General features: G+C 69.9%; 16 protein-coding genes and 1 pseudogene. 11 read left to right on the forward strand and 6 right to left on the reverse strand.

Annotated features, from left to right (window positions below; all coding sequences use genetic code 11):
• Positions 1–89 precede the first annotated feature (89 nt).
• The 3 genes from AB0959_RS08465 (at position 90) to AB0959_RS08475 (ending at position 5,189) form a co-directional block, all read left to right on the forward strand.
• A complete protein-coding gene (locus tag AB0959_RS08465; RefSeq protein ID WP_366825550.1) occupies positions 90–962 on the forward strand; it encodes a LuxR C-terminal-related transcriptional regulator in 873 nt (290 codons plus the stop codon).
• 275 nt (positions 963–1,237) lie between these two features.
• Positions 1,238–4,063 (forward strand): AAA family ATPase, encoded by a 2,826-nt coding sequence (locus AB0959_RS08470; protein ID WP_366825551.1) that lies wholly within the window; start codon positions 1,238–1,240, stop codon positions 4,061–4,063.
• Between the two features lie 346 nt (positions 4,064–4,409).
• Complete coding sequence (locus tag AB0959_RS08475; RefSeq protein ID WP_366825718.1) at positions 4,410–5,189, forward strand: serine protease; 780 nt, start codon at positions 4,410–4,412, stop codon at positions 5,187–5,189.
• A 125-nt stretch (positions 5,190–5,314) separates the two neighbouring features.
• Here AB0959_RS08475 and AB0959_RS08480 read toward each other — a convergent pair whose 3' ends face one another.
• The gene (locus AB0959_RS08480; protein ID WP_366825552.1) at positions 5,315–6,610 is read right to left on the reverse strand and encodes a winged helix DNA-binding domain-containing protein; all 1,296 of its coding nucleotides are present in this window, start codon (positions 6,608–6,610) and stop codon (positions 5,315–5,317) included.
• Positions 6,611–6,845: 235 nt separating this feature from the next.
• On the opposite strand from AB0959_RS08480, the gene AB0959_RS08485 reads away from it, so the two are divergent.
• Positions 6,846–7,940: a magnesium and cobalt transport protein CorA gene (locus AB0959_RS08485; RefSeq protein WP_366825719.1), complete on the forward strand. Its 1,095-nt coding sequence runs from the start codon at positions 6,846–6,848 to the stop codon at positions 7,938–7,940.
• A 1,864-nt stretch (positions 7,941–9,804) separates the two neighbouring features.
• On the opposite strand, the pseudogene AB0959_RS08490 reads toward AB0959_RS08485, so the two are convergent.
• Together AB0959_RS08490 and AB0959_RS08495 are read right to left on the reverse strand one after the other, a co-directional pair.
• A pseudogene (locus tag AB0959_RS08490) lies at positions 9,805–10,152 on the reverse strand (hypothetical protein); the annotation flags it as partial.
• 209 nt (positions 10,153–10,361) lie between these two features.
• Positions 10,362–11,573, reverse strand: a complete 1,212-nt coding sequence (locus AB0959_RS08495; RefSeq protein WP_366825553.1) for a S8 family serine peptidase — start codon at positions 11,571–11,573, stop codon at positions 10,362–10,364.
• On the opposite strand from AB0959_RS08495, the gene AB0959_RS08500 reads away from it, so the two are divergent.
• Positions 11,572–11,736, forward strand: a complete 165-nt coding sequence (locus AB0959_RS08500) for a hypothetical protein (protein ID WP_366825554.1) — start codon at positions 11,572–11,574, stop codon at positions 11,734–11,736. The genes AB0959_RS08495 and AB0959_RS08500 overlap by 2 nt on opposite strands.
• A 129-nt stretch (positions 11,737–11,865) precedes the next feature.
• Here AB0959_RS08500 and AB0959_RS08505 read toward each other — a convergent pair whose 3' ends face one another.
• Entirely contained in the window at positions 11,866–12,216 is a 351-nt protein-coding gene (locus AB0959_RS08505; protein WP_366825555.1) for a hypothetical protein, read from the reverse strand.
• 678 nt (positions 12,217–12,894) lie between these two features.
• Between AB0959_RS08505 and AB0959_RS08510 the strand changes: the two genes are divergently transcribed.
• Positions 12,895–13,854 (forward strand): TRIC cation channel family protein, encoded by a 960-nt coding sequence (locus tag AB0959_RS08510; RefSeq protein ID WP_366825556.1) that lies wholly within the window; start codon positions 12,895–12,897, stop codon positions 13,852–13,854.
• A gap of 202 nt (positions 13,855–14,056) precedes the next feature.
• Here the strand turns inward: AB0959_RS08510 and AB0959_RS08515 are convergent, their stop codons facing one another.
• Together AB0959_RS08515 and AB0959_RS08520 are read right to left on the reverse strand one after the other, a co-directional pair.
• Positions 14,057–14,842 (reverse strand): DUF1963 domain-containing protein, encoded by a 786-nt coding sequence (locus AB0959_RS08515; RefSeq protein WP_366825557.1) that lies wholly within the window; start codon positions 14,840–14,842, stop codon positions 14,057–14,059.
• 565 nt (positions 14,843–15,407) lie between these two features.
• Positions 15,408–16,313 (reverse strand): helix-turn-helix domain-containing protein, encoded by a 906-nt coding sequence (locus tag AB0959_RS08520; RefSeq protein WP_366825558.1) that lies wholly within the window; start codon positions 16,311–16,313, stop codon positions 15,408–15,410.
• Positions 16,314–16,670: 357 nt separating this feature from the next.
• On the opposite strand from AB0959_RS08520, the gene AB0959_RS08525 reads away from it, so the two are divergent.
• From AB0959_RS08525 to AB0959_RS08545, 5 genes are all read left to right on the forward strand, one after another.
• Positions 16,671–17,720 carry a methyltransferase gene (locus AB0959_RS08525; protein WP_366825559.1) on the forward strand — a complete coding sequence of 350 codons (1,050 nt, stop codon included), beginning with the start codon at positions 16,671–16,673 and terminating at the stop codon, positions 17,718–17,720.
• Between the two features lie 646 nt (positions 17,721–18,366).
• The gene (locus tag AB0959_RS08530) at positions 18,367–18,576 is read left to right on the forward strand and encodes a hypothetical protein (protein WP_366825560.1); all 210 of its coding nucleotides are present in this window, start codon (positions 18,367–18,369) and stop codon (positions 18,574–18,576) included.
• On the forward strand, positions 18,573–18,806 hold the full coding sequence (locus AB0959_RS08535) for a hypothetical protein (RefSeq protein WP_366825561.1): 234 nt from the start codon (positions 18,573–18,575) through the stop codon (positions 18,804–18,806). The genes AB0959_RS08530 and AB0959_RS08535 overlap by 4 nt, the downstream gene beginning before the upstream one ends.
• Positions 18,807–18,921: 115 nt before the next feature.
• Positions 18,922–19,434, forward strand: a complete 513-nt coding sequence (locus AB0959_RS08540; RefSeq protein ID WP_366825562.1) for a SigE family RNA polymerase sigma factor — start codon at positions 18,922–18,924, stop codon at positions 19,432–19,434.
• Positions 19,435–19,445: 11 nt separating this feature from the next.
• Positions 19,446–19,958: a hypothetical protein gene (locus AB0959_RS08545; RefSeq protein ID WP_366825563.1), complete on the forward strand. Its 513-nt coding sequence runs from the start codon at positions 19,446–19,448 to the stop codon at positions 19,956–19,958.
• Positions 19,959–19,986 lie beyond the last annotated feature (28 nt).

Below are 19,986 nucleotides of genomic sequence, written 5' to 3' on the forward strand. Positions count from 1 at the left end.
CCGGACAGTCCTCTGACATCGTGTAATGCGTGATGCAGGTCTCACTACCCCCGAACGGGGGTGTGGAGCGGCGTTGAAGGGGCGATCGGGTGGTGACGGACGCGGTTGGGGCGCGTGAGATGCGTGGTGCGCTGGTTCGGCTGCGGCACGCGACGGGTGTGCCGGTGGCGTTCGGCGGCCTGGTCGAGTCGGCGCACCGGCAGCTGCGCATCAGCGAACTCAACGGCAACCTGACCACCGCGCTGCAGGCCCTGGCCGTCTCGTCGGGCAACGGCCTCGGCGGCAAGGCGGTGGCGCTCGCCCGGCCGTGCGCGGTGACGGACTACTCGTCGTCGCGCCAGATCAGCCACGAGTACGACGCTGCGGTCGCGGCGGAGGGGATCAAGTCCGTGGTGGCCGTGCCCGTGGTCGTACGGCGCCGGGTGCGGGGCGTTCTCTACGGCGCTCTGCGGACGGCGCAGCCGTTGGGGGACCGCATGCTGACGGCGGCGGTGGACGCGGCGCGGGACGTGGAGCACGCGCTGGTCGTCCAGGACGAGGCGCGGAGCCTGCTGGCCGCGTCCCGGGGGCCGGAGGAGGCCTCGGGGGCTGCCTGCGGTGCGGGCTCCGGTGCCGGCTCCGTCGCGGCCTGGGAGGACGTACGTGAGGCGCACGGGGCGCTGCGGGCGCTGGCGTCGCGGATCGTGGATCCCGGGTTGCGGGAGGAGTTGCTGGCGGCGTGCGGGCGGCTGGCGCGGGCGGTCTCGGCCGAGCCGTCGGCGCGGGAGGTCGGGCTGACGCCTCGCGAGGTGGACGTCCTGGCATGTGTCGCCCTCGGGGCCACCAACGCGGTGGCCGCGGAGCGGTTGGGGCTGCGGCCGGAGACGGTGAAGGGGTATCTGCGATCGGCGATGCGCAAGCTGTGCGCTCATACACGGATGGAGGCGGTGGTGGCTGCGCGTCGGGCGGGTCTGCTGCCGTAGCCTCCGGCGGTTGGGCGGGATACGGCGTCTGCCCCGTGGGGGTGGTGGGTGCGTGCGGGATTGTTGTGGCTGGGCGTGCAGTTCCCCGCGCCCCTTGCAGGGGCGTTGCCGTCGAGGATTATTCATTGGTGATGGCAGTGAATTGGTCTCTGCGTGGGAGGATCTTGGGGCTCTGGTTGCCCTCCTGTTATTTCCCTCACCACGTCTAGGGTCCGAAATTCAAAGATTCGTTGCCTAATATTGGCCCGGACACGACCAGAGGGGAGCGGTGGACCGTGCGACGGGACTTCAAGGAGCCTGGCAGACCGCGCCCCGACCTGGTCGTCGGGCGGGACGAGATACTCGTCGCCGCACGTGAGCAGCTCGCGCGCGGCGGCAGCGTGCTGGTGCACGGGCCCGCGGGGATCGGGAAATCGACCATTCTGCGGACATTGGCCGCGGAATACGCCGAATCGGCACGTACCGTATTGCGCTGCTCGGCCACCGAGTCCGAATCCCATCTGCCCTTCCTCGCGCTGGCCGACCTGCTGGGCCTGGTCATCGACGAGGTGTCCGACCGGCTTCCCGCCCCGCAGCGCGACGCCCTGGAGTCGGCGCTCACCGGCCGCGGTGAGTCCACCCTCCAGCGGGACGGCCTCGCCCTGCGGCTCGCCGTGCTGTCGGTCCTGCGGGCGCTGGCCGCCAAGGGACCCGTCCTGATCGTCGCCGACGACCTCCAGTGGCTGGATTCGGCCAGTGCCGAACTACTCGGGTTCGCGGCCCGCCGACTGGGCGAGATGCCGGTCCGCATGCTGGGAGCGGTGCGAACCGCGACGGACCCGCAGAGCCAGGAGCAGGACCGCCATCTACGCGCGTTGCCACCCGAGACCCTGGCCGTACGCGTCAGCCCGCTCACCAAGGCCCAGGTGGCCGAGCTCCTCGGGCACCGCGGCTACACCGGGCTGCCCCGCTCGACCGTGCGGGACATCCACAGCACCAGTGGCGGCAATCCCCTGTTCGCGCTGGAGCTCGGCCGCGCCCTCGACGAGAGCCCGACCCCGCCGCGCCCCGGGGAGCCGCTGCCCGTGCCGACCTCGCTGCGCGCCCTGGTGCTGAACCGGCTGGAGATGCTCCCCGTCGAGGCCCGCCGCACCCTGCTCGTCGCCAGTGCCGGGGCCCGGCCCACGCTGGCGCTGCTGCACGCCGCCGGGCGCGACAACGCCGAGGCGGAGACCGCGCAGGCCGTGGCACTCGGGCTGCTCGCACCCGAGCGGGAGGGCCCGGGCGTACGGTTCGCGCACCCCCTCGTGTCCGCCGCGCTGTACGCCGAGGCGGGCGCCCAGGAGCGGCGCGCCGCCCACGCCGCGCTGTCCACCGCGGCCTCCGACCCCATCGAGCGCGCCCGCCATCTGGCCCTCGCCACCACCGGCACGGACCCGGCGGTCGCCGAACGCCTCGGTGAGGCCGCGGCCGTGGCCCGGGACCGGGGCGCTCCCTCGGTCGCCGCGGAGCTGGGGCTGCTCGCGGCCCGGCACACCCCGGCCGACGCCGAGCCGGGTCCGGACGAGCGGCGGCTGCGGTCGGCCGAGGACGCGGTGACCGCCGGGGAGAACGACCTCGCCCGAGACATCGCCCGCGAGGTGCTGGGCCGGGTCACCGAGCCCGCCGACCGGGTGCGCGCCTGGATCGTGGTGATCGAGGCGGCCGGGCAGTCCATCGCCGAGGTCGACGCCGCCTACCCGCAGGCGCTGGCCGACGCGGGCGACGCCCCCGGACTCCTCGCCCTGGTCCGCTACCAACTGGCGTGGCGGGCGCTGGTCGTGGAGGGCGACTTCGCCGAGGGCCGCGAGGAGGCGGCCCACGCGGCGCGGCTGGCCGAACGGGCCGGCGACCGGCGCACCGAGCTCCTCGCCCTGGCCTTCCAGGCCCATATCGAGACGCTGATGGGCCACCCGGACGCGCCCGCGACCATCAAGCGCGCCCTGAAGGAGCCGCAGGACCCCCAGGTGGCCTCCCACCACAACGGCGCCGGCGCGGCCCGGTTCCGCTGGCTGCTCATGAGCGACCAGCTCCCCGAGGCCCGCAAGACGGTCACCGCCCTGCTGCGCGAGGCCCGCCGGCGCGGCATGGTCGAGAGCGAGGTGCACTTCCTGCGCTTCCTCGCCGAGACCGAACTGCGCTCCGGCCACTGCGGCCGTGCGCTCGACCTCGCCCGGGAGAGCCTGCGTCTGGCCCGGGACACCGGGATCGGCGAGGGCGCCTCCGCCATGCTCACCGCGCTCGCCGAGGCCTCGGGCGGCGAGGTCGACCGCGGGCTCGCGCTGGCCCGGGAGGCGGCGGAGCACGCCGAGGCGGACGGCGACCTGGTGTACCTCTCCCGCGCCCTGGGCTCCCTCGGGTACGCCCAGCTGGTGGCGGGGGACGCGGCGGGCACGGTTCAGTCCCTGCGGCGCGTACGGGAGTTGGAGGAGAGCCTCGGCGTCACCGATCCCGCGCGCGGGCGCTGGCACGGCGACCTGGCGGAGGCGCTGGTGCGGGTGGGCGAGTACGCCGAGGCGCAGGACTTCATCGTCGCCACGCGGGAACGCGCGCTGCGGCTGGGGCGTGAGAGCGTGCTCGCCGTGCTCGACCGGTCCGAGGCGCTGGTGCGCGCCGCCCGCGGCGACCAGGAGGCGGCCGTACGGCAGTTGACGTCCGTGCAGGACCGGCTGGCCAAGCTGGGCTACGGCCTGGAGGAGGCGCGGGCCGCGTACGCCCTGGCGGGGCTGCGCACCTCCCGGCCCGGGCCGACGTCGTACGACGAGGCGACCCGGCTCTTCCGCCGCTGCCGTGCCCTGCCCTGGCTGCGGCAGGCCGAGCAGGCGACGGCCGCTCCGGCCCCGCAGCCGCCCACCGCCCCGGCTCCCGCTCCGGCCGCGCTGGACGCCCTCGCCGTCCTCGCCACGACGGAGCGTCAGGTCGCCGAACTCGTCATGGAGGGCGCGACGAACCGCGAGATCGCGGGACGGCTGTTCATCAGCGTCAAGACGGTCGAGGCGACGCTCACGCGGGTCTACCGGAAGCTGGGCATCCGGTCGCGCGTGGACATCGTGCGGCTGGCGGCGGGACACCGTACGAACTGACCTCCCCGAGACGTACGAGCAGAGACGTACGAACCGGCATCCACGACCGGGTACCTACGCCCCTGTACCTACGAATCGATACCTACGAACCGATACGTACAAGCTCCCCCCGGGTGCCAGCCTACGTTCCCGCTCGCGTGCGGTCATCGAGGGTTTTCCCTCCCCAACTCCCCTAGGGGGTTCCCCAATTGGGGGCCGATCGCTGCCACTTCTAGCTTGAGGGCGTGCCGCTCGCCAGGGCACACCGAGCCGGTCCGCCGGCCCGGTGCACCTCCCCCCACCCGCGCGTCCCCCACCGGCAACCCCCTCGAAGGAGCCCCCCTTGTTCGGGTTCAAGCGTGCCAACATGCGTGCCAAGAAGACCGCGGCTCTCGGCGCGGCCGCCGCTGCCGCAGCCGCGTCCGCGCTGCTGATCGCCCCCTCCGCCGTCGCCGCCCCCAACCCCATCGTCGGCGGCACGACGACCACCGCGAGCGCGTACCCGTACGTCATGCAGATCACGGACTCGTCGCAGAACCAGTTCTGCGGCGGCACCCTGGTCTCGGCCACCAAGGTGGTCACCGCCGCGCACTGCATGGTCGACGAGACCACGAGCAGCGTGCGTGTCGTGGGCGGCCGCACCTACCTCAACGGCACCAACGGCACCGTCAGCAGAGTCACGGACATCTGGGTCCACCCCGACTACACGGACGCCACCGAGGGCAACGACGTGGCCGTGCTGACCCTGGCGACCTCGATGCCGTACACCACGGCGTCGTACGTCGACTCGTCCGACACCTCCGTGTACGCGACCGGCGCCACGGCCCGCATCCTCGGCTGGGGCACCACGTCCTCGAACGGCTCCTCCTCCAACCAGCTGCGCACCGCCACCGTGCCGATCGTCTCCAACTCCAGCTGCGGCAGTTCCTACGGCTCGTCCTTCATAGCGAGCGACATGGTGTGCGCCGGATACACCTCCGGCGGCGTGGACACCTGCCAGGGCGACAGCGGCGGTCCCCTGATGATCGGGGGCGTCCTGGCAGGTATCACTTCCTGGGGCGAGGGCTGCGCCCAGGCCGGGTATCCGGGTGTCTACACCCGGCTGACGACCTTCTCGGACGAGGTGACCGAGCAGATCGAGTCGTAGACCGCGGCGGTGAACCGCAGCGGTGCGACACCCGATGGACTCCTGAGGCACCCCCTCAGGTGATTGCCGGGGGGCGTTGCGGACCGGCCACGAGCGGTCCGCAACGCCCCCTATCCATGTGCCCCCTATCCATGCGCCCGGGATCCCCGCGCCCTGGAGGGCTGGTTCACCACGGTGCCGAAGCGGATGTCGTACGAGGTGCCTCCGTGCGGCGAGGAGCCGCCGTACAACACCGTGAGCGTGCGCTCGGCCTCCTGGACGAGTTCCTCCCGCTGCGCCGTGCCGAGCGTGCCGAAGGGTTCGAGGGTGAGGACATCGTCGTCGAACTTCCAGACACCCGCGAGGAATCCGTCGACGAGGAACGTGCGGTACGCCTGATTCCCCTGCCAGCTACGGCCCTTGAGTTCCGGGGGCACGACCCGCGAGCGGTCGGCGTGGGAGAGGAGCAGGTTGTCGAACTCCGGCAGGAGGCGCGGCGGGGCCGGGGTGCCGGGGTCTGGCCGAGGCGCGTCGGGGAGGTCGAAGAGCTCGACACCGTTCTCGTCTCGGAAGGTGACCAACTCGGGCCGCAGCCGCTCGAAGGCCTCGCGCAGCCGGGTGAGCCCGGCCCAGGTCTGCATGTCCTTGACGGACGCGGGCCCGAAGGCACCGAGATAGCGGAGCACGGTGGCATCCGGCTGCGAGGGGGGTTCCGCGGTCCGGCCCAGCCAGTGCTCCGCGGTGGTCAGCGCGACCCGGCCGCTCCTCCCCCACAGCCCGCGCGGGGTGACCTGGACGAGCGGCAGCCGGCACCGCGCGGCGATGGACAGGGCCTGAGGGTCGGCGTCGGGCCACTCGGCGAGCAGCGCCTCGCGCAACTGCGCCATGGTGCGCGGCTCGGCCTCGACCAGTTCCCGGCTGATCGCGGCGAGCCGGTCCAGATCCACGCCGACGAGCCCCTCGCGGAAGTACCCGAGCTCCCGTTCGCGGGCCGGCTGCACCAGAGGGCGCAGGGCCAGGCAGTCGTCGGCGGTATGGGTGTGGATGGTGGACCGCAGCGTGACGATGCGTACGACGGCACGGTCCGCCATGAGCCGCGACAGTTCCTCGGGCTCGAAGCCCTCCAGGCGGGCGGCGAGCGCGTGGTAGGGCGGTTTGACGTTCTGCGCCTGGAGCCCGACGAGGTGCTCGACGGCGGCGTACGCGGTGAGGCCGGAGCGGCGCAGGAGAAGCTGGCGGTCGAGGGTGGCGCGGTTGAGGGCGCGGGCGGAGAGGAGGGGAGCCGCGGCTGTCGCCTTGGCCTTCGCCTTGGCCTTGGTGTTGGTCCGGGCCTTGGCTATGGGGGCCGTCTCCTTGGCCGTCCGCGTCGCCTTCGCCGTCCGCCCCGCTGTCGCCGGCGTCGTCGCCTTTGGCGTCTGTGGCGTCTTTGGCGTCTTCGTCATGCGGGCACGCTAACGGGACGAGCGGACACCCTTTGTCCGCAACACTCACCGGCTTCATGCCGTCCCCACACGCTCACGTCGTTTGCCCCGTATATCCTGCCGATCGATCCGGCCGATCACGCACACGCGCCACGCAGACGCGCACGCGCACGCCACATACACAGGGAGGTGCCCCATCGCCTCGAAGGACCCGAAGGGGAGCCGGGGCGCCAGGAGGTCCGTCTGGCGCCGTGCCCTGCCGTCGCCGCCCGCACCACCGGCGCAGCCCTCGCCCGCGCCCGCCGACCCCGCACCGCAACCGGGGGCGCCGGCCAGCGTGGTCCAGGCCGTCCTCTATCAGGACGGCGTACGCGTCTCCTCCCCCGCGACGCTGGCCGACACCTTCCACGAACTGCGTGACACGCCCAACGGCATGGCATGGATCGGCCTGGCCGGCCCGACCGAGGAAGAACTCCTCTCCCTGGCCGCCGAGTTCGACCTCCACCCGCTGGCCGTCGAGGACGCGATGGAGGCCCACCAGCGCCCGAAGCTGGAACGCTACGGCACGACCCTCTTCGTCGTCCTGCGCGCCGCCCGCTATCTCGACGCCCCGGAGGAGGTCGACTTCGGCGAGCTGCACGTCTTCGTGGGCCCGGACTTCGTGATCACGGTGCGCCACGGCGCCGCACCCGACCTCTCCGCCGTCCGTCATCGCATGGAGGAGACCCCGGACCTGTTGAAGCGGGGCCCGGAGGCGGTCCTGTACGCGATCCTGGACGCGGTGGTCGACGGCTACGCCCCGGTGGTCGCGGGCGTCCAGAACGACATCGACGAGATCGAGACCGAGGTCTTCAGCGGCGACCCCGAGGTCTCGCGTCGCATCTACGAACTCTCCCGCGAAATGGTCGAGTTCCAGCGCGCCACCCGCCCTCTCGTCGGCATGCTGCACGGCCTGATGGCGGGCTTCGCCAAGTACGGCACGGACGAGGAACTCCAGCGCTACCTCCGCGACGTCGCCGACCACGTCACCCAGACCAGCGAGCGCGTCGACGGCTTCCGCCAAGCTCTCACCGAGATCCTCACGGTGAACGCCACCCTGGTCACGCAACAGCAGAACGCGGAGATGCGAGCGCTCGCGGAGGCGGGGTTCGAGCAGAACGAGGAGATCAAGAAGATTTCCTCCTGGGCGGCCATTTTGTTCGCTCCGACGCTGGTCGGGACGGTCTACGGGATGAACTTCGATCACATGCCGGAGTTGCACTGGGTATTCGGATACCCCTTCGCGATCACCCTGATGGCTGCGGTTTGTATCAGTTTGTACATCATCTTCAAGCGGCGCGACTGGCTCTGAGCAACCATCGACGGAGCGACCTCTCCAGGGTCGAAGGCGTCCGGTCGCGGGCGTCCGGAGCGCCTCGAAAGGCGCTGGGGAGAATCTGGGGAGAATCAAACGCGCTCCGCGTCGTGACTCTCTCCACCCAGCGGAGCCTCACCCTCGATCACCCTTGCCTCAAGCTCGCCGATCGAGACCACCGATTGTCACGCAGAGTAGGCGCCCTGCCGGGCAGCGGAACGCCAAGGAGGGGCGCAGCAGAGTTGCGCCCCTCCGCCTCGCGGGTTTCGAGGAAATCGCTTCTTCTATGTGCCCGAAGCTGCCTCGGAAGGTCGGCCCAGAAGGGCATCGATGGCGCCACGTCCCTTACCGCCGGCCTCGGGCATGAAGTTGGGCGTAATAGTGCAGAGTGATGGTCGGGCTCGAGTGAACGAGCCAGCGGCCAAGGTGACAACGGACTCGCCCGCTTCGAGGATGATCGAGGCGTACGTATGGCGAAGCGCATGGAAGCCGTCCTTCGGGACTCCTTCCAGCGCTCGTCCTTATTCCGCATGGGGATGACGTCGGCGGCCGCCAGGGCGGGCTTCCACACCTCGACGTTGAAGATGTTCGCGCGGATGGCGTTGCCATACGTCGTGGTGAGGATGAGCGGGAACTTCTTCTTCTCCCGATCCGGCTCCGGGCGGCCCAACTCGACCTCGACAGCCGGGTACTCCATGAAGTACTCGGCCAGCGCCGAGGCAACCGACGGAGGCATGTCGACGACGCGCGTCCTGCCTCCCTTGGGAAGCGTGAAGTACAGGCGGCCATGCGGACTTCCCCTGCCTCAGGCCGCAACCCAGCGCGACCACAGCAGCAATGCGGTAGCGCGCGCTGATTGCGTCGCGCACCCGAAGCGCAGTCTCCAGCGACCGGCCTTCACGCTGATCCTCCGGCGCCTTCGGCCAGCGCACCGACTTGGCCCGCACCGGGTTGCGCACCAGACGCTTGTCGTCGATGGCTGTCTCGAAGATGTTCGAGAGGTACCACGACGTCGTCATCGACGACGCCGAGGTCTTCAACGACAAGCTGCGCGAGTGGGAGGACTACTACAACTACCATCGCCCCCCACGGCGGCCTCGGCGGCCAGACCACCTACGAACGCCTCAAGCAGAAGGCCGCGGCCCAGGCGTCATCAGTGATCGTCAGTGGCACAAGTGGCTATGATCCTGTGTCCTGTCTCGGTTGTTGGTTGGCACTCCGGCTTCACAGCGACAGCAGCTCAGGCACGTGTCCACGCTCCACGAGCGGGGCAGTCTGAGACAGCGCGTTCGGAGTGTACGGATGCTTGGGGGGCTTATGAACGTAGCAGCACTGCTCGTCTCGGTTGTTGCTCTGTTGGTGTCAGGCGCAGCTTCGTATCGTCAAATGAGCCTGGCTAAGCATGCGAATACTCTGCCCGTTTTGGTCGACCTATTTCGGGAGCACAGAAGCGACTATCTGGCGGAAGCCCGCCGATTTGTGCATCAGGAACTGCCTGGTCGCGATGTTTCGGAAGGTCTGGACACTCTGTCTCCTGAAGAGCTCAAGCAGGTACGCGATTTGGCATGGTTCTACGACAATTTGGGAGCTCTGGTAGCTCACGAGATAGTCGATATTGGGCCTGTCTCTGGGTACCTGGGCGGTTCCGTGATCTCTACCTGGGAGAGTATGGCGCCACTTGTGGCTGCCCATCGCGCTCGAAGGCGGGCGCTCGGACGGGACGATGGCACTTTGTGGCAGGGTTACTATGAGAATCTTTATCACCTGGTCAAACAGAATCCACCCGCCACTGTACGCAACCGGCTGGATAGATGGTCCCTGAGCGCGTCAGTTCCCCCTCTGAATTGAGTGCAGAGAAACATCAGGAGTCGACCGACCACAGTGGAGCCGTGCACTGTTCCGGGCGGGTGCTGATGAGCAGTTGGCGCAGGTCCTCGCGCAGGGAGCCGTTCAGGTTCCAGGCCTCGGTGATACGGCGGAACGTCGTGTGGGTGATTCCGCGGCTCCGGACCTCGGCTTCGAACTGGTCGAGTTGGGGCAGCACGGCCTGGGGGTCGAGCTTCACCGGTGGCTGGTCTTTGAGCCATGCGGCCTTGTTGCGCTCGTAGTCGATCTCGGAGTCGCCGCAGACTTCGCGGCTGTGTGCCTCTACCTCGTCCAGGGTGGTGGTCGCCGTGATGGCGCGGGCCAGCTGGTTGCGGCTCTTGGCCGTGAACGTGTGGACAAGCGGGCCAAGCATTCCGCGCAGGCCGGCCGGTTCTACCGGTCGGCGTTGTATCCCTTCCCCAGTTCTTCGGACCGTCCGGGTGTGCGATGCCCTGACACTCCTGCCGAGCCACGGGTGGTGGCTGCCCACGGCCACCGGCCCGGCCACCCGGGCGGCGGAGTGCCGCGGCGCCCCCGGGCACCGCCCCGCGGCTACCCCGCAGCACGCCACTTGCGGGCATTGCCCCGGGGGACGACAGCCATCGCCGCGGCAACCAGCAGGACCACGGCCAGGCCCCCGCCGGCGATCAGCAGCGTACGGAACCGGATCCGAGACGAGGCCGACGGCGCAACGTGCACCGCAGCCGCCCCGGGCTCGGCGGCCCCCGCCGTGGCGAGGACCGCCGTGAGCCCGGCATAGGTGTCCAGCCGGGCAACCGCGTCGGGATACCCGGCCTCCACCAGCCGGCGCGAGACCTCCACCGCCGACAGGTCGGGCTGATACGAGCGGATCAGCGCCGCCGCCCCCGCGACATGCGCGGCCGCCAGCGAGGACCCGGAACCCAGAAAATGGCCCGTCCCCCTGGGCCCGATACCCACCACGGCGTCACCAGGCGCGGCAAGGTCGGGGTCCAACGCGGAGGGCGCACCCTCCGGCCGGCCACCGTCCGGCCCGTAGTCGACCACCGACAACACCTCCGGGACGCGGGCAGGGAAGTACGCGCGGGCGCGCGTGTCAGACGTGCCGTCCGCACCCTCGGGAGCCGTGTCCGGTGCCGCGGGAGCGACGACGAGCACGTCCTTCGCGGACGCGTGCGCGACCGCGCCCGCGATCCGCCCCCCGCTGTCGCCGGCCACGACCTGACCGACATACACCACGTCCGCACCCCCGCCGACGACGGCCTCGATGCCCTGCGCGATCAACTCGGCGCTCGGACTGCCCTGTTGGTCCGTGCCGCGCACGGCGAGGACCCGCGCGGACGGGGCGACCCCGGCGACGACGCCGTACTCCCCGGTGGGCGCACCGGCAATCAGACCGGCCACGAAACTGCCGTGCCCGACACAGTCCTCGCCCGCGCCGCCCACGGCGGTGACCCGGCCGCGGAGCGCGGGTGCCGAGCCGCCGACCCCGGTGTCCACCACGCCCACGGTCACTCCGGCGCCCCGGGACAACTGCCACGACCGGGACAGCTGCAGCGCCTGCCAGGTCCAGGGCCGGGTCTCGGCCGACGTGGCGGAGGCTCCGGTGCATCCGTCGTCGCCCACCCGCAGCCGCAGTACGGGCAGGCTCACCGGGTCGCCCTCGGCGGCGTGGGCGGCGGGGGCCGTCAGCGTGGACAACAACAGGGCAGGAAGTGCGGCGACCGCCGCGAGCTTCGCCGCACGGCGACAACGGCAGCACCGCATACGGCAGACGATATGCATGCGGCTCACGATAGAGGACCCCCAGCCCAGCCCAGCCCTCGCCCAGGCCGTCGCGCTGGGCCGCGAGGCGGCGGCGCTGGACCCGCTACCGCGATGGATCCGTGCCAACGCGGCGGAGACCACGGCACGCCACGAGAAGCGACCGAGCCATCGGACGCCGTAACACACCGCAGCCATCGGCGAGGCACTGGCCCAACTCGCAGTGGGCGAGACCCCCTACACCGACGTGGGCTTTCTCCGCCCCAACCACTTTCTCCGCCGAACGTTCGCTCGGCCATCCGACGCCGGGCAGTCACCCTGAGCCCTTTGAACCCGGGGGCGGGGTGAATGCCGGCGGCGTTGTCCCGATCGCCTCCAGCGGGGGCACCTCCGACTCCGGGTAACGTCGCATGGCCCAGAAGGAGTGCTTGTCGGCGCGTGCCGAGCGAGTTCCGTGCAAGGACGCCAGAAGCTGGAGCCGGTCCGCGTCGGGGCTGCCCGGTTCGACGGTGAAGGCCAGCATGACCGGGCCGGGCTTGCCGGGCAGCGGACAGGTGTCCCAGTCCCGGACGATGTCCCCGACCTCGGGGATCCGGAAGGTCTTGGAGCCGCTGACCGACGCGCGTACGTCGTGCCGGGGCCCACAGCCGGCGGAACTCGGCACTGCGGATGCTCAGCTCACCCACGATCGCGGTGGCGGATCCAGCGGCGTCTCACCACGCAGGACCTCGATCGGTCGGAGTGTGCCATGAGGCGAGGTCTTTTCGTGATGTGAATTCCTTGTGTTCGCCCACCTCTTGGCGTTACCGATAACGGTCGCCGAGGCACCCCCGTACGTACGGTGTGCGCACGAAGTGCCATTCCTCTTGGTGGATGGACGCGCTTCATCCGGAGATCCTTGTGATGGTGGCTGGTCAGGCCTGATACACGCCAGGACCGGAGAGGTCCGGGCAGCTCGTACTCGTCGCAGCCTAGGCAGGGGATGCAGCACACGCTTGAACCAGAGCGTCATCCGTGTGGAATATGAGCGCCACCAGAAAGTCCCGGAGCAACAACTGCAGATGAACTGACGCTGCAGCAGCACCTGGCACAGGACAGGTCCGAAAACGTATGGCTAGACTGCGGCGATGTCGACGGCACTGATGCCGTAGCGCAGTGAATTCCACGGCACCCGACAGGCAGCAGAAGCACGCCATCCACGTATGTGGCGACCGCCCGACGGATAAGACGCCGCACCCCGAAACCCCATGCGGACCCCCCCGAAAACGGCGTGACATCGTTCGCATTCCCAACAGCCGTCAAGAGCCCACATCCTCACCAGTCTTCAGAGAGGCCCTGACCGATGCCGATAGAGGAACTGAGCGGTGCCGTCCAGTACATGATGGATCTCTTGGGTATCTTCGCCTTCGCACTCTCGGGGGCGTTCCTCGCGGTACGCAAGGATTACGACATCTTCGGGACGGTCATCCTCAGCGAGGCTGCGGGCCTTGGCGGCGGCCTTTTCCGCGACCTGGTACTCAGGGTCACGCCAGTCGCCTTCACCGATCTCGGCTACTTCTTCACGCCCTGCGCCGCAGCGGCGATCGTGTACTTCGGGCATCGGCTGCGCCACGACGACAAAGCGGGTCAGAGCAGGCTGTTCGACGTCTCCGACGCTGCGGCGCTCGGGCTCTTCAGCGTCACCGGCACCATCAAAGCGCTCTCCCACGGTCTCAACATCCCCGCCGCGGTCACGCTCGGCAGCGCCAGCGCCGTCGGCGGCGGCGTGCTCGCCCAACTCCTCGCCCTCGAACAGCCGACGTTACTCCGCTGGAACCGCGATCTGTACGCACTGCCCGCCCTCGCAGGCGCCACCTCGGCCGCTCTGCTGTACTACACCGGACGGCTGAACGTCGCCACCGCCATCGGCACCTCACTGTTCGCCTTCGGACTACGGCTCCTGGCCCTGCGCTACAACTGGCGAACCCCGCGTGCCCGCTTCTGGCGCAATCCGTTCGCAGGCTTGCGGCAGCAGCCGCCAACGGTGAAACCGGCCGCGGGCTACGCACCGTCACCATTCACAGAAGCAGATACGGTCATGCTGCCCTCCCCCGAATGGGACACGAGCGCACCGCCCCCCTCAACAACCGAAACAACGGTCAGACTGCCGCACATCGATGCCCGGCAGCTCCCCCAGCGCAGCAACCGCCCCCCTGCTCAGCCCCCGCACCCCGGCCGCGACCCGCGGCTCCTCCTCCGTCAGTCCACGCGACAAGAGCGGAGTGGACAAGACCAGAACACAAGGGGTGACCAGACCGTGTGAGGCACGCGGACTACGAATGCCGCCCCCCCCGTCAGCGAGGAAGACGCGACGTAGGCCAGGAGCTGCGGCACAACAGCCGCCCGCACGACTACGGCCGATACGACGCCGACCTGGCTCATCGCCGCTGCCGTGAGCGAGCCGGACGCACCGGTGCGCGGTCGATTTCACCGCCAGGGCCGCGGCGAGCAAGCCAGTGGGCTGCTCAGACCTGCTGCTCGAACTCCAGGCCTCCGTACCGGCGCCCAACGATGTCCTCGCGGGTGCCGACGATCAGGGTCTGGGTGTAGACGTCGAGGTCGATCGACTGACCGTGTATTTGTGCCAGGAGAACGAGGTCGCCCTCGTCCGGTGCCGACTGCCAAGGGCGGGAGAAACCGCCCAGTTGGACGGAGACTCCGTGTGAGGCGCCGCCCGCTGCCGCTTCCCGTACGGCGTCCTCGAAACGGTCCAGGACGTCGTCCCGGTCGGGGCCGCCATCCCGGAACGCACTGGTCGCGGGTGCGCCGCGCCAATCGGGCGCGACGGTCAGTCCCTTGACCGGATACAGGACGCCTGGTTCGTAGACCGTGGCCTGCCCCGGCTCGCCCCCGAGTTCGTACGTCGCCGTACGCTCCGTGGTCCGCGCGTCGGCGGGGACGTGGAGCACCACCGACGACTCCGGCTCGTACTCGATCTCGGTGAAGAACAACAGGCTTCCTTCGGGCGGCAGTTCGATGTCCAGGACTTCGTGAGGGAGGGCCGCACAGTCGACGGTCAGCACCAGGGGTTCGCGTCCGTCGGGCCAGTCGACGCCGTCCGGCAGGGCGGGGAGGCCGCCCGTGCGCGCGGCGGGACGGGCCTCTTCCCGCTGGGCGAGGGTCAGGTTCCGGAAGGGGACCAGGTGGAGGCACGGCCGGGAGCCGATGAGCATCTCCTGTGCGACCGGCCCGGGGACGCCGTGCCTTTCGGCCGTCCGGAGGACGAGCTCTTCCACTATCGAAGTAGTCATGACCGCGATCATGCCAAGGCCCACTGACACTGAGTGGCGCCCAATTCCTGTTCAGCAGGCAGCAGTTACCACAGCTGCGGTGTGGCCATGGCCGCGTTGTCGCCCGGTGGGCACCGCTTCGGCCCCACCGCGGCGCCTGATCAGAAGGTTGACGATCACGTGGTGCCCGCGCGTTCCGAGCAGTTGACCTCGGTGACCTACCAGATGCTGCTGCTCAGCGCCCCTCCTTTTCGCCCGCACCGAGCGTGGCTCGTCCAGCATCGCCCGGCGCGGCCATCGCCACAGGCCCGCCTTGGTCCGGGCGGTGCTCCGCCGGTGCGCGGTGGCCGACGAGACACCGAACGCCGGCGGCAGATGCCGCCGCGCTCATCGGGTTCGTCGCCCGGCCGGCCGAGCGAGCGCTGCGACTCGTCGACGTCGACGTGCACAATGGCGAACTGCTCGTCGCTGGTCCACGATCACCAGCACGGTGCCGAACTTCGCAGTCAGCTTGTCGAAGACGGCCCGCAGTTTCGGCTCGCTGTTCCTGCGCGGCCATCGCCTGAAGTAGCCCCCGATCCGCAGGTCACTTCGGCCTGCGGGCGTATTCGGCGGGGGTCTGGCCGTACTCCTTCTTGAAGGCGCGGACGAAGTGGCTGCTGTCGGCGAACTGCCAGTGTGCGGCTATTTCCGAGACGTTCGGGCGGGGGCCCGGCGCCGTCAGTTCGAGGCGGGACTGCTCCAGGCGTCTGCGGCGGATGTACGCGGCCACCGAGTCGTCGGTCTCGGCGAAGGCCCGGTGCAGCGTCCGTACGGAGACGTTGAGTTCGCGGGCCAGAGTCGCAGGGGAGAGGCCGGGGTCGGTGAGGCGGCTGTCCGCGATGTCCCTGGCCGCCTGGGCCAACGCGGGGGCCAGCAGGGGTTCGGTGTCGTCGAATGTCTGCGTGAGCACCCCTTTGGCCAGTTCGAGCAGGGAGTTGCGGGCGGCTCGTGCACCGGCGGGGGTCAGGTCGTCGAGCGTCGCCTCGACTATCTCGATGTACGCCATGAGCAGTCGTAGCTCGGGCGAGTCGGCCGGGCCGACGGTCGCCCGGTCGCGGATCAGCGGACTGAGCGGAGTGGCCGGCAGGATCAGTACCTTCGCGGTCGAATGCGGTGCCACCTCGAAGCGGGCCGGAGGACCGTTGTGGCGCACGATGAACTGCCCAGCCGGTACGGCGGTCTCGTCCCGGTTGCGCGGAGAGACGAAGCGCCACTCGCCGCGTCCCATCACATGCACCAGGACCCGGTCCTCAAGGTGGTGGGAGGCGCCCCGGGTGCCGCCGGCCATCAACTCGCCGTAGACGCCCGAGATCACCGTGTCGTGCACCGTGGACGCACGGACCCGGACCCGGAACTCACCCGATCCGACCGGCTCCCAGGGCGGCAGCGGAAGCGCCTCTCCGATCTGCGACTCCCACGCACGCCGGAAGACGTCGAAGCCGTTCCGCACGGTAAACGGTGTAGTCGCGGTAGTCGGGGCCGTCGTGTCGACGAAGAACTTCCTTCCCGGTGCCGGTCCGCCGGGTTGAGGTTCGGTGTGTTCCGTGTCGTTCATCTCAACGCCTCGCCTCGTCCTGCCGACGTCCGCCGCACCCTCGCGGCCTGATTCCACCACGGCATTCCGCCACGGCCCGCATCGCCCGGCGCCGACGTTCCATCAGAGTGACGCTGTCGTACAAGCGCACGCCGCTGCGGTCTCCCTACGGTGAGCAATGCGGACATCGATGTCGCAACGCGCGGAGACAGAGACAGCGCGCTTGCTTGCATGCTTCCGCCTCATGGTGAGTACTGAAGGGTTCTAGCTGTCATGTCTGACACCAATCTCGGCACCGACGTTTCGTCGAGCGATCCGGCTGCCGATGCCGGCGCTGTCTTCGACCTGCTGATCGGCCTCGTCCGCGCCCAGGTGCTGAGGGGCATAGCGGCGCTGCACATCGCCGACCACCTCTCCGACGGAGCGATGACGGCCGAGGAGGTGGCCGAGCGCGAGGGCAGTCATCCGCAGGCCACCTACCGTCTGATGCGCGCGGCCTCCTCGATCGGCCTGCTGAGCTACGAGGGGGACCGTCGCTTCGGTCTCACCGGCCGGGGCCGCCTGCTGCGTTCCGGGGTCCCAGGCTCCATGCGCTCCCTGGTGCTGGCCCAGACCGGCCAGGCGCTCTGGCAGTCCTATGCGACCTTCTCCGAGGCCGTGCGGGAAGGCAGGACCCAGACCAAGAAGGCGCTGGGGATGGAGATCTTCGAGTACTACGCGCAGCCGGAGAACGCCGAGGAAGCGGCCCTCTTCGCCCAGGCGATGGGAGACCTGTCGGGCCTGGTGACGCAGGGCGCCGTGGCCGCCGTGTCCACCGCCGGTGTGTCCACCGTCGTCGACGTCGGCGGTTCGAACGGTGACTTCGTCCTGGCGCTGCTGGAGGCCGACCCCGGGCTGAGCGGGCAGGTCCTCGACCTGCCGCACGTCGTCGAGGCCGCCCGTGGCGAGGCCGACAAGCGCGGTCTGTCCGGCCGTTTCTCCGCAGTGGGCGGCGACTTCTTCGTGGAGGTTCCCCCGGCCGACCTCTACCTGGTGAAGACGATCCTGCACGACTGGGACGACGACCAGTGCACGACCATCCTGCGCAACTGCCGGTCCGCCGTGCACGAGGGAGGACGCGCGGTGGTCGTCGAGATGGTCGTCGGCGAGATCGGCAAGCCCGACCTGGCCACCCTGTCGGACATGGCCATGCTCACCACGACGAACGGCATGGAACGCGACCTGGCCGAGTTCGACGCCCTGTTCGCGGCCTCGGGATGGCGCCGGTCGAAGACGTACCCCGTGGGTAACGGCTACTTCGGCCTGGAACTCGTCGCCGTCTGATCCAGCAGGCGGCTCGATTGCCGGGTCGCTCCCCCGGGGCCGTAGCCCCATTCACACCGCGACTTCACTGCGTGGCACGCGGGTTGGTCACGCCGGCACGGACACTGTGAGGTGCGGCGAGGGGAGCGACCCTGTGGTTCACCCCGGCAGATGATGGCCGCCCAACGGGCGGAGGGGCACTGAGCGGTGTTCCTCGGCGAGGGCGTCCAGTTCGCTCAGGCGAGCGGTGATCCACTGCCGCTCCTGCATCCACCGCGCCCTCCCGCGTTCTCACGGCGCCGACCTGCTGACGGACCGTAGGCGGGGACCGGTCGTGGGCGCAGCCGAACCCGGCATCCCGCCGGAGCCGGACCTGCCCGATGATCTACGCCATGGTCATCGGCCGCCGACCAGCACAAGTACCCAACTCGCCCTTCACACCAGACCCATGACCTGCGACTTCACGACGCACGCCGCTCATTGAGCGCACGATGTCGTGGCTGTCCGGCCATCGCGGGCTCAGAGGGCGGTATGAGACTTGATGCCCGATTCTCTGCTTCGTCCGGGGTGAGTGGGCAGGTCGCGGCGACGCCGGGCGGGCTTACGGCCGCGGCTGGGTGAAAGGCCCTGCTCGGTCTCGACCAGGATCCCGCGCTCGACAAGCCGCTTGAGCTTCAGGCGGGCGTTGTTGACGGTGTTGGGTGCGATCGGCACGTCCGTCGCCTCGCACACCTGCCGGGCCCGCGACGGCCGTCGGCCACGGTTCATCATGGTCGCGGTCTTCGGCGGCTTCGTCTTCAAACACGGCCTGATCATCAAGTCCATCGGCTTCGCCCTCGCCTTCGGCGTCCTCGCCGTCGCCTTCGTGGCCCCATGACCCTCGTACTGGCCGTCATGGTTCTGCTCGGCCGCCGCGCCTGGGGACTGCCCAGCTGGATCGACAGGATCACGCCGGACATCGACAGCAAGAGGGCGAGGCTTCCGGAGCGCACGGTTTCCGAGCAGGAGCGGTCCGCCGAGGCCAGGCAGGAGAAGCGAGGACGAGCAGGCGTCCGAGCCGTACTACCTCCCTTGCGACCCCTACAGGTTCTGCACCTGCCGCCGTGATCCCCGAGCACCCGCGGCACGTGCGGCCGTGATCCAGATCACGGGTCGCAGGTGCATCGCGGGAGTCGGGTCAGAGCCTTTTCCAAGGTGTAGGCAACTGGCGGGAGCGCGGACAGTGAGGACGGATCAGGATCGGGCGGGTGAGTTCGACACCTTCGTGGCGGCCCGCTGGTCGGTGTTGCTCCACCTCGCCCGTCTGCTCGTCGGAGGCGACCGGCATCGAGCTGAGGACCTGGTGCAGGAGTCCCTGGTCAAGCTCTGGTTCGTCTGGCCCAAGGTCGCTCAGGACGCGCCGGAGGCGTACGTCCGCAAGGTGATGGTGCGCGCGGCGGCACGTTCGGGCCGGCGTCGTTGGTGGGGTGAACGCCCTGTCGAGCAGCTGCCCGAGGTGGCGGTGGTCGGCGATGTGTCCGCCGACGTGGCGGAGCGCTCCCGGCTGGAGTCCGCGCTGGCCCAGTTGTCACCGCGGCAGCGCGTGGCCGTCGTACTGCGCTACTACCAGGACCTGCCCGAGGGGCAGGTGGCGGAGGCGCTCGGGTGCCCGGTGGGCACGGCCCGCTCCCATGCCGCGCGCGGCGTGGCACGGCTGCGGCAGATCCTGGCCGATGTCATCGAGCCGGTGCTGTGAAGGAAGACCCCATGGATCACTTTGAGCGGCAGCTGGCGCAGATGATGCGCACAACGCACGAGCCCGCGTCCTTCGAGCCGAGGCATCAGGAACGTCTCCGGGAAGGGGTACGTGCCCGTCGCCGCACCCGGGTCGTGCAGAGGGCCGTCGGCTCCGTCCTGGCCGTCGCCGGCCTGACCCTCGGCCTGTTTCTGCTGCCGGACGGCCCGACCCGGGTCGAGCCCACCGACTCCGGCCCGCAGCCCGCGACGAGCCCGTCGCCCTCTGCCCCGACCACGACGCCGAGCGCGCCCTCCTCCTCGGACACCTCCACTTCCCTGCCCTCCCATGACGACCGGACGTCCGGCAATGCCTCCGCGCCGTCGGCCACCACGGGTGCGGCCACGGCCTCCGAGACCGCGAGAGGGAGCACGGCCTTCACACCACCGCCCACGACCTCGCCACCGCATTCGGAGGCGGCGACCGAGCAGGGCGAGCCGATGTCCGACGCGTCGTCACTCTTCACTTCGCCCGGATCCGGATAACGGCCCCGGTAGGCCCGTAACTCCCGAA

This window comes from Streptomyces sp. NPDC046862 (genome assembly GCF_040704615.1).
Lineage (GTDB): Bacteria > Actinomycetota > Actinomycetes > Streptomycetales > Streptomycetaceae > Streptomyces.